This window comes from Allosalinactinospora lopnorensis (assembly GCF_000981225.1).
In the GTDB taxonomy this organism is placed as follows: Bacteria; Actinomycetota; Actinomycetes; order Streptosporangiales; family Streptosporangiaceae; genus Allosalinactinospora; species Allosalinactinospora lopnorensis.
Genome location: NZ_LAJC01000114.1, coordinates 1 through 9,510 on the forward strand (window position 1 = coordinate 1; position 9,510 = coordinate 9,510).

The following is a 9,510-nucleotide window of genomic DNA, read 5'->3' on the forward strand; positions in this document are numbered from 1 at the left end:
CCGCGGTGGCCTGCTGTGCTGGCTGGCGCCCCCGTGGCCGCCGGACGGATGGGCGGTGACGGTCTGCGACGTCGGGCAGGGCGACGCGATCGCGCTGTCGGCCGGCGGCGGCCGCGCGGTGCTGGTCGACACGGGCCTCGACCCGCTGCTGATCGACCACTGCCTTCGCGACCTGCGGATCCGCGAAATCCTCCTGCTGGTGCTGACCCACGGGCACACCGATCACGACGGCGGCACCTCGGGGGTGCTGGCGGGTCGCGAGGTGCACGCGGCGCTCGTCCCCGGAGGCTACGAGTCCCCGGGCACCACCCGGGAACTGGCCGGCGCCGGGGTTCCGGTGCGTACCGCCGAGGCCGGGCAGAGGTGGCGGACCGGTCCCTGGAAGCTGGACGTGCTGTGGCCGCCCGCCGGTACGGACCACGACCCCAACGACGACAGCATCGTCCTGCTCGCCCGCTGGATCCCTCCCTCCGACTCCGCGGCCTCCCCGATGACCGCGCTGCTGACCGGAGACATCGAGGAACCGGCCCAGCGCGCGCTCCTCGGCGAGCACGCGGTCCGCGGGGTGGACCTGCTGAAGACACCGCACCACGGCGCCAAGACCCAGGAGGAGGGTTTCCTCGCCGCCACCCGGCCACGGCTCGCCATCACGTCGGTCGGCGCCGACAACACCTACGGACACCCCCACCCCGGCACCTGGGAACTCCTGGAATCACTCACCGGTGCCAACTACCGCACCGATCTGCACGGCGACATCGCGGTGGTCCCCGGACCGAACGGCCCCGCCGCCACCGCCCGCGGTCGGAACGACTAGATGCTCTGTCCTGAGAGGTCGGCCCGGCCTCCCCGACGCGATCCGGGTACCCGTCCGATTCAGGGTGGTGTCCCGGCACGCCGCCGCTGAACCGGCGACGGGAGTGGCGGGAAGCGCATCGGGTTGTCCGCGGGACGTGGCATGCTGCTGGCATGGCTTCCACGTCCGTCTCCACACTGTCCGTCGTCGTCGGCGACGAGGAACTCCTCATCGACCGGGCCGTGGCCGGGATCGTCGCCCAGGCACGCGCCGACGACCCCGAGGTGGACGTGCACGACCTGGTTCCCGCGCAGGTGACACCAGGGAAGCTGGCGGAGGTGACCTCGCCGTCGCTGTTCGGCGAGCACCGGGTGGTGGTCCTGCGCTCCGCCCAGGACCTGACCAAGGACCTCGCGGCCGAGGTCACCGGTTATCTGAGGAATCCGGCCGATGACGTCGTCCTGGTCCTGGTGCACGCCGGAGGCGCGAAGGGTAAGGCGCTGCTGGAGACCGCGGTCAAGGCGGGTGCCGCGCGTATCGACTGCGCCAAGCCGACGAAGCAGTCCGAACGCCTGGCGTTCGTGAAGGGCGAGTTCGAGCGGGCCCGACGCCAGATCACCCGCGACGCCGCCCAGGCGCTGGTCGACTCGCTCGGCACCGAACTGCGGGAGATCGCCGCCGCCTGCACCCAGCTGATCGCCGACACCGAGGGACGGGTCGACGAGGCGACCGTGGCGCGCTACTACCGGGGCAAGGCCGAGGCATCGGGGTTCAGCGTCGCCGACCGCGCCGTCGAGGGGCGGCTCCCCGAGGCGCTGGAGCAACTGCGCTGGTCACTCGCTGTAGGGACCGCGCCGGTGCTGATCAACAGCGCCCTGGCCGGGGCCGTGCGCGGGCTGGCCGTGGTGGCCCAGCAGCGGGGTGCCTCGGACGCCGAGCTCGCGAAGCGGGCGAAGGTCCCACCGTGGAAGCTGAAGACGCTGCGCCAGCAGGCCCGCGGATGGACGCCGCACGGGGTGGCGCACGCGATGCGCGTGGTGGCCGAGACCGACGCGCTGATCAAGGGGGCCGGCCGCGACCCGGCCTACGCCCTGGAACGCGCCGTCATCGAGATCGCCACGGCACGGGGGCGGACCGCGGGCTAGCGTGCGGCCTGCCCTTCGGGGGCCGGCGTCCCCCGGGCGCTCCGTGCTGCGAGGGCTACCTGATGGTCTCTCCGCCACGCCAGACGCGCAGTGTCTTCAGGCCGTAGGCCCAGGCGAAGGCGCCCTCGTGGTCGGCGTCCCACTGTACGATGTCGGCGTAGCGGCCGGGCGCGAGCACACCGCGGTCGCTCACGCCGAGTGCGTAGGCACCGCCGACGGTCGCGGCGCGCAGCGCCTCCAGGACGCTCATGTTGAACATGGAGATGGCCATGGAGATCGAAAGCGGCAGCGACGTCGACCCCGACTGCCCCGGGTTGTGGTCGGTCCCGAGCCCGACGGGGACACCGTGGTCGAGCAGCGCCCGCACCGGCGGGGTGCGCCGCTCGTGCAGCGACGTGGTGGGGCAGACCACCACGGGCGTGCTGGTCTTGGCCAGGGCGAGGACGTCGTCCTCATCGGTCTCGTGCAGCAGGTCGACCGAGGAGCACTGCAGGTCGGCCGCTATTCGGACGGCACCGTGCCGCGGCTTGGCGCAGGCGTGCAGGTGCGTCTGCAATCCGGAGGCCCGGCCGGCCGTGAGCAGCCAGTAGGCGTCGTCGACGGTGAACTGCTGGTTGTCGCAGTAGACGTCGACCCCCTCGGCACCTGCCTGCGCGGCGTCGCTCAGCCACGAGCCGACTGCTTCGACGTAGTCGTGGGGACGGCCGAAGTACTCCGGCGGTACGGCGTGTGCGGCGAAGAAGGTCACGTGCAGCCGCGGCATGCCCGGCTCCTCCTCCAGCGCGCGCAGCAGCCGGACGTCGGCCAGTTCGCCATCGCGGGTGAGGTGGTAGCCGGTCTTCGACTCGACCGTGGTGCAGCCCGAGAGCACCCAGTGCCGCAGCCGCTCGCGCACGGCGTTGCACAGGGTCCAGGGATCGGTCCCGCGGGTCACGGTCACTGTGGAGGCCACACCGCCGCCCGCGCCGTTGATCTCGGCCTTGGACGCGCCGCTGGCACGCATGGCGATCTCGGCGTAGCGGTTGCCCGCGTAGACCGGGTGGCAATGGGCGTCGATCAGACCGGGGGTGACCAGCCCTCCCCCGAGGTTCTCCACCTCGTCGACGTCAACAATGTCCTCTATGACGCCCGGCAGGCTCTGCGGAAGCTCCGCCGCCGGACCGACCCAGGCGACCCGGTCGTGCTGCAGCAGCATGGCCGCGTTGCTGAGAAGGTCCGTCCCGGTCCACAGCCGCCCGATATTGGTCAGCAGTCGTACCGTCATCGTCTCACCATCCGCCTGACCTTGAGGTCACCACAGCAGAGGTGATGTCTCGTTACATCGAAACAGACGGGCGTACATAGGCGACCTCGTTCTCGGGTGGCTGGCGAAGGAGGGGATGGTGCAAACCGGGGACCGGCGACTCATGAGCCAGTGATTCCAGAACCGTAGTTCATCCGCCGATGCGGTGTACACCTCTTCCCGTAAAGAGGGAACGGCGGAACCCTACCGAGGATTCCGCCGTTCGCTCTTTTGACCGGTTATTTCTGCAGCCGAGACGCGATGCTCACCCTGCTTTACCCGACCGGAACCGCGTATTCATCCAGTTTTCCCGCGAGCAGGTCGGGAACCCAGGCGTGCATGGCGGTGCCGTCGCCTGTATGCTCCTCTTCAAGGATGTGCCCCTCCTCGTGCACGCGCGAGACGAGGTCGCCTCGTTCGTAGGGCAGCATCACGCGGACTTCGCGGGTCAGGTTGGGCAGCGCCCCGGAGATGGTCTCGACCAGCTCCTCGACCCCCGCACCGGTGCGCGCCGACACCTCGACCGCGCCCGGTTCCCTGGTACGCAGCTGCTTGAGCACGACGGGATCGGCGGCGTCGGTCTTGTTGAGGACCACGATCTCGGGCACGTCCTGGGCACCGATCTCGCCGAACACCTCGCGCACCGAAGCGAGCTGCTGCTCCGGGTCGGGGTGCGAGGCGTCGACCACGTGCAGGATCAGGTCGGAGTCGGTGACCTCCTCCAGGGTAGAGCGGAACGCCTCCACCAGCTGGTGCGGCAGATGCCGGACGAAGCCAACGGTGTCGCTGAAGGTGAACGCCCGGCCGTCGGGTGTGCGGGCCTGGCGCACGGTCGGGTCCAGTGTGGCGAACAGCTCGTCCTCCACCAGTACGCCGGCACCGGTGAGCCGGTTCAGCAGACTGGACTTACCGGCGTTCGTGTAGCCCGCGATCGCGACCGCCGGCACCTGCCGGGCGCGGCGCTTGTCGCGCTTGACGTCGCGGGCGGTCGCCATCTGCTCCAGCTCGCGGCGCAGCTTGGCCATCTTGGTGTTGATCCGGCGGCGGTCGGTCTCGATCTTGGTCTCACCGGGGCCGCGCAGCCCCACACCGCCGTTCCCGCCGCCGGCGCGGCCGCCGGCCTGCCGGGACAGCGTGTCGCCCCAGCCGCGCAGACGCGGCAGCAGGTAGGTGAGCTGCGCCAGCTCCACCTGGGTCTTGCCCTCGCGGCTGCGCGCGTGCTGGGCGAAGATGTCCAGGATGAGGGCCGTGCGGTCGATGACCTTGACCTTGACCACGTCTTCGAGTTGGCGTAGCTGGCCGGGTGCGAGTTCGCCGTCGCAGATAACGGTGTCGGCGCCGGTGGCCTCGACGATGTCGCGGAGCTCCTGGGCCTTGCCGCGCCCCACGTAGGTGGCCGGGTCGGGTTTGGACCGCCGCTGGGTCACCCCTTCGAGCACCAGGGCGCCCGCCGTTTCGGCGAGCTGTTTGAGTTCGTGGAGCGAGTTGTCGGCGTCGGTCTGCGTGCCGCTGGTCCAGACTCCGTTGAGGACGACCCGTTCCAGGCGGAGCGCACGTACTTCGACTTCGGTGACGTCGGTGAGTTCGGTCGACAGCCCGGGCACCCGCCGGAGCGCGTGCCGCTCCGCGAGTTCCAGGTCACCCTGTTCGGAGTCACCACCGTCACGGCGATCACCGGAAGCGAGCACGGTGTCGACATCGGGGGCGACGGTGAACGCGCCGCCGCTCAGCTCCTCCCGGTCGAAATCGCCACCGCCATGCGCGGTGCGGTCCGGGCCGTTGTCATAAGCAGTAGTCATATCCCTCCAGCAGGGTCAACGACATGGTGCCGGCTGTTCTTCCCAGGGATAGTGACACGCCAACACCCAACCGGCATCCGATTTTTCCACCGGAACCGCTCCGGGGTGTGGTGCACGACACGTCAACAGCGCGATAGATGCCGAAAAGTCAAGAATGCGGCAAACTCTGCTGGAAAATTGGTGATTCTTTGGCGTTCGCGGAAAGTTTCCCCTTGTAGAGGAGTCTCACAACGTTGACCACGCTCTGAACCGCCGAGTAACGTCAGAGATTCCGCATACCAAAACATATTTTCGCTTTGTGGAAGGTGTATACATGGGTGCCACCGACGGGGTCACGATCACCGCCCCCCTACACGAGCGGTACGACCAGATCCTCACCGATGACGCACTCGCGCTCATCGCTGACCTGCACCGCAGATACGAGAGCCGGCGGCAGGAGCTACTGGCCGAGCGCAAGCGCCGCCAGGAGCGGATCTCGGCGGGAACCGATCTGGACTTCCTTCCGGAGACCCGTTCGGTGCGCGAGGACCCTTCTTGGAAGGTCGCGCCGCCGGCGCCGGGGATCACCGACCGGCGGATGGAGATCACCGGCCCCACCGACCGCAAGATGACGATCAACGCGCTCAACTCCGGCGCCAAGGTCTGGCTCGCGGACTTCGAGGACGCCAACACCCCGCACTGGGAGAACGTGATCGGCGGCCAGCTCAACCTGCGCGACGCGCTGGACCGCACCATCGACTTCAGCACCCCCGAGGGCAAGAGCTACGCGCTGAAGGAGGACGCCGAACTCGCCACGATGATCGTCCGCCCGCGCGGCTGGCATCTCGACGAGAAGCACATCCTGGTCGACGGGGAACGGACCTCCGGCGGCATCGTCGACTTCGCGCTGTACTTCTTCCACTGCGCGCAGCGCCAGCTCGACAAGGGCAAGGGCCCCTACTTCTACCTGCCCAAGCTGGAGAGCCACCTCGAGGCCCGGCTGTGGAACGAGATCTTCGTCACCGCCCAGGAGCGCCTCGGCATCCCCCGCGGCACCATCCGCGCGACGGTGCTGATCGAGACCATCCCCGCCGCGTTCGAGATGGAGGAGATCCTCTACGAGCTGCGCGAGCACTCCGCGGGGCTGAACGCCGGCCGCTGGGACTACCTCTTCAGCATCATCAAGGTGCACCGCACGCGGGGACGGCGCTTCCTGCTGCCCGAGCGCAACGCCGTCACCATGACCGCGCCGTTCATGCGGGCCTACACCGAACTGCTGGTCCGCACCTGCCACAAGCGCGGAGCACACGCGATCGGCGGCATGGCCGCGTTCATCCCCAGCCGCCGCGATCCGGAGGTCAACGAGCGCGCACTGGCCAAGGTGCGCGACGACAAGAGCCGCGAGTCCGGCGACGGCTTCGACGGGTCCTGGGTGGCCCACCCCGACCTGGTTCCGGTGGCGAAGGAGATCTTCGACGGCGTCCTCGGCGAGCGGCCGAACCAGATCGACAAGCTCCGCGAGGACGTCTCCGTCAAGGCCGGCGACCTGCTCGCGGTGGACGCCACTGAGGGCGGCATCACCGAAGCCGGCCTGCGGAGCAACATCAGCGTCGCCCTGCAGTACCTGGCCTCGTGGATGGGCGGGAACGGCGCCGTCGGTATCTTCAACCTGATGGAGGACGCCGCCACCGCGGAGATCTCCCGCTCCCAGATCTGGCAGTGGCTGCACAACGACGTGACGCTGGACGACGGGCCGAAGGTCACCCCGGAGCTCGTCGACCGCATCATCGAGGAGGAGCTCACCAAGATCCGCGAGGTGGCGGGGCCGGCGTTCGACCCCGAGCTCTACCGCAGCGCCGTGGAGCTGTTCCGGGAGGTCGCGCTGGCCGACGAGTACGCGGACTTCCTGACCCTGCCCGCCTACGAGCGGATGCCCTGAAAAACCGGCACGATGAGCCCGGCAGGACCGTTATCCCCCGCCCGCTCCGGGGATGTTCGTCAATAGTGAGTACGATCACGAACAGTCCTGCCGGGAGGTCGGCCGGTCTCTCGGACAACGACGTACGGGAAGGGCAAGCCCCATGCCGGAACCGCTGAGCGCCTGATCCCGCGGCTGCGTGCGATCTGCGGCGACGACGGCGTTATCACCGACACCGCCCAGCGCCGCACCTACGAGAGCGACGGCCTCACCTACCACGCGGCCGTTCCGGGTGTCGTCGTGCTGCCCACCAGCACCGAGCAGGTCGCCGCCGTCGTGCGGCTCTGCTCCGAGAACGGTGTCCCCTTCGTCCCCCGCGGCGCGGGCACCGGCCTGTCCGCCGGCGCCCTTCCCCACACGGGCGGCGTGCTGATCGTGACCTCGCGCATGCGGCGCATCCTCGACATCGACGTCGAGAACGAGTGCGCCGTCGTCGAACCCGGCGTCGCCAACCTCGAGGTCACCAGGGCGGCCGCGCCGTACGGCTACTACTATGCCCCTGACCCCTCCAGCCAGCAGGTGTGCTCGGTGGGCGGGAATATCGCCGAGAACTCCGGCGGGGCGCACTGCCTGAAGTACGGCTTCACCGTCAACCACGTGCTCGGCCTGGTGATCGTCACGCCTGACGGCGAGACCGTACGACTGGGCGGCAAGGCCGCCGAGCCGCCCGGGTACGACCTGCTCGGCGCGTTCATCGGCTCGGAGGGCACCCTGGGCATCGCCACCGAGATCACCGTGCGGCTGATGCGCACCCCGCAGAAGGTGACCACGGTACTGGCCGCGTTCGAGTCGATGGACGCCGGCGGCTCCGCGGTCTCGGCGATCATCGCCGACGGCGTGCTCCCGGCCGCCATAGAGATGATGGACGCGCTCTCGATCGAGGCCGCCGAAGCCGCGGTGGCCTGCGAGTATCCCGAAGGCGCCGAGGCCGTGCTGATCGTGGAGCTCGACGGGCCCGCGGCCGATGTCGACGCCCAGTTCGAAGCGGTGACGGCGCTGTGCAAGAAGAACGGGGCCTTCGAGATCCGCACGGCCAGCGACGCGGCGGAGCGCGTCCAGATCTGGAAAGGACGCAAGTCGCGTTCGCCGCCGTGGGCCGGATCAGTCCCGCCTACATCGTGCAGGACGGCGTCGTTCCGCGCACCGCGCTGGGCGAGGTGCTGGGCCGGATCGCCGAACTGTCGGCACGTTCCGGGATCCGGGTCGCCAACGTGTTCCACGCCGGCGACGGCAACCTGCACCCGCTGGTGCTGTTCGACGACGCCGAACCGGGGGCGGGTGAGCGCGCCGAGGAGGTGTCGGCGGCGATCCTCGACCTGTGCATCGAGCACGGCGGCTCCATCACCGGCGAGCACGGCGTGGGCGTGGACAAGGCCTGCCACATGCCGAGAATGTTCGGCCCCGAAGATCTGGAGACCATGGACCGCTTCCGCCGCGCCTTCGATCCCGAAGGCATCGCCAATCCCGAGAAGCTGCTGCCCACGCCACGCCTGTGCGGTGAACGTCCCGGCGTGCGCAAGGGCGAGCACCCGCTGGTGGCCGAAGGCGCTGCGGAGTTGTTCTAGCGAACCGTCTAGAGGTAGGGAGCGATGCAATGGCGCAGGTTCAGAACGGAACCGGCGCGGTCGCGGAGGAGCTGAGCGTACACGGAACGGTGGTGCGCGAAGGCAGGGATTCGGACATCGTCGGCGGGGTCGCCCCCCGCTTCGTCGCCACACCGCCCGACACCGCCGCCGTGTCCGCGCTCATGGCGGCCGCCGCCCGGCACGGGCTGGCCTGTGTCGTGCGCGGGAACGGGACCAAGATCGGCTGGGGCGCCCCGCCGCAGCGCTGCGATCTGGTCGTCGACACCACGGCGCTCACGGGGATCGACCACGCCGCGGGCGACCTCGTGGTGCAGTGCGGGGCCGGGACCGGACTGGCCGACCTCCAGGAGGCGCTGGCCGGCGCGAACCAGCGGCTCTCGGCCGACACCGTGGTACCGGACTCCACCGTGGGAGGCGCCGTCGCGACCGGACTGTCGGGGCCGCGCCGGATCCTGCACGGCCCGATGCGCGACCTCATCATCGGCATGACCACGGTACGCGCCGATGGCGTCGCCGCCGCCTCCGGTGGCCGCGTGGTGAAGAACGTCGCAGGATACGACCTCGGCAAGCTGCACACCGGTGCGCTGGGGACACTCGGTGTGATCACGTCGGTGACGTTCCGGCTGCATCCCCTCCCGCCCGCGCAGCGCGTCGTCACCAGCACGGTGGACGGTCTGGCGACCGCGCATGCCCGCGCTATGGAGGTGCTGCGCTCACCGCTGGTGCCCGCCGCGCTCGAACTCGACTGGCCGCACGACGGCCCGCTGACACTCCAGGTGCTGCTAGAGGGGGCCGAGGGCGGCATCGAGGCGCGGGCCTCGGAACTTTCCGACCTGCTCGGCGGCGGACGGGTCGCGACGGAGCCGACGCCGGGCTGGGAGCGGCTGCCCGGCGCCCCCGGCGACACGATCGTCCGGCTCGCGGTCCCGCTGACGGAGGTGGCGGACG

6 protein-coding genes and 1 pseudogene are annotated in these 9,510 nt (G+C 69.9%); 5 read left to right on the forward strand and 2 right to left on the reverse strand.

Going from position 1 to position 9,510, the window contains the following annotated elements:
* Together VS93_RS24900 and holA are read left to right on the forward strand one after the other, a co-directional pair.
* On the forward strand, nt 1–814 hold an 814-nt coding region (locus VS93_RS24900; RefSeq protein WP_046472293.1), incomplete at its 5' end, for a ComEC/Rec2 family competence protein.
* A gap of 152 nt (nt 815–966) precedes the next feature.
* The gene (gene holA, locus VS93_RS24905; RefSeq protein WP_046472294.1) at nt 967–1,938 is read left to right on the forward strand and encodes a DNA polymerase III subunit delta; all 972 of its coding nucleotides are present in this window, start codon (nt 967–969) and stop codon (nt 1,936–1,938) included.
* A gap of 55 nt (nt 1,939–1,993) precedes the next feature.
* Here the strand turns inward: holA and VS93_RS24910 are convergent, their stop codons facing one another.
* Both VS93_RS24910 and hflX read right to left on the reverse strand, forming a co-directional pair.
* Entirely contained in the window at nt 1,994–3,202 is a 1,209-nt protein-coding gene (locus tag VS93_RS24910; RefSeq protein WP_046472295.1) for an amidohydrolase family protein, read from the reverse strand.
* Nucleotides 3,203–3,495: 293 nt separating this feature from the next.
* Nucleotides 3,496–5,019, reverse strand: coding sequence for a GTPase HflX (hflX, locus tag VS93_RS24915; RefSeq protein WP_046472296.1), 1,524 nt, complete (start codon nt 5,017–5,019; stop codon nt 3,496–3,498).
* Nucleotides 5,020–5,332: 313 nt separating this feature from the next.
* Between hflX and aceB the strand changes: the two genes are divergently transcribed.
* The 3 genes and pseudogenes from aceB to VS93_RS24930 form a co-directional block, all read left to right on the forward strand.
* Entirely contained in the window at nt 5,333–6,937 is a 1,605-nt protein-coding gene (gene aceB, locus VS93_RS24920) for a malate synthase A (protein ID WP_046472297.1), read from the forward strand.
* A gap of 162 nt (nt 6,938–7,099) precedes the next feature.
* Nucleotides 7,100–8,541 (forward strand): annotated as a pseudogene (locus VS93_RS24925) (FAD-linked oxidase C-terminal domain-containing protein).
* Between the two features lie 29 nt (nt 8,542–8,570).
* Nucleotides 8,571–9,510 (forward strand): FAD-binding oxidoreductase (locus tag VS93_RS24930; protein WP_052745981.1); only part of this gene is annotated, 940 nt, incomplete at its 3' end.

Coding starts and splice junctions, on each gene's coding strand:
- holA (WP_046472294.1), top strand. CDS start 967: ATGGCTTCCACGTCCGTCTCCACACTGTCCGTCGTCGTCGGCGACGAG.
- VS93_RS24910 (WP_046472295.1), bottom strand. CDS start 3,202: ATGACGGTACGACTGCTGACCAATATCGGGCGGCTGTGGACCGGGACG.
- hflX (WP_046472296.1), bottom strand. CDS start 5,019: ATGACTACTGCTTATGACAACGGCCCGGACCGCACCGCGCATGGCGGT.
- aceB (WP_046472297.1), top strand. CDS start 5,333: ATGGGTGCCACCGACGGGGTCACGATCACCGCCCCCCTACACGAGCGG.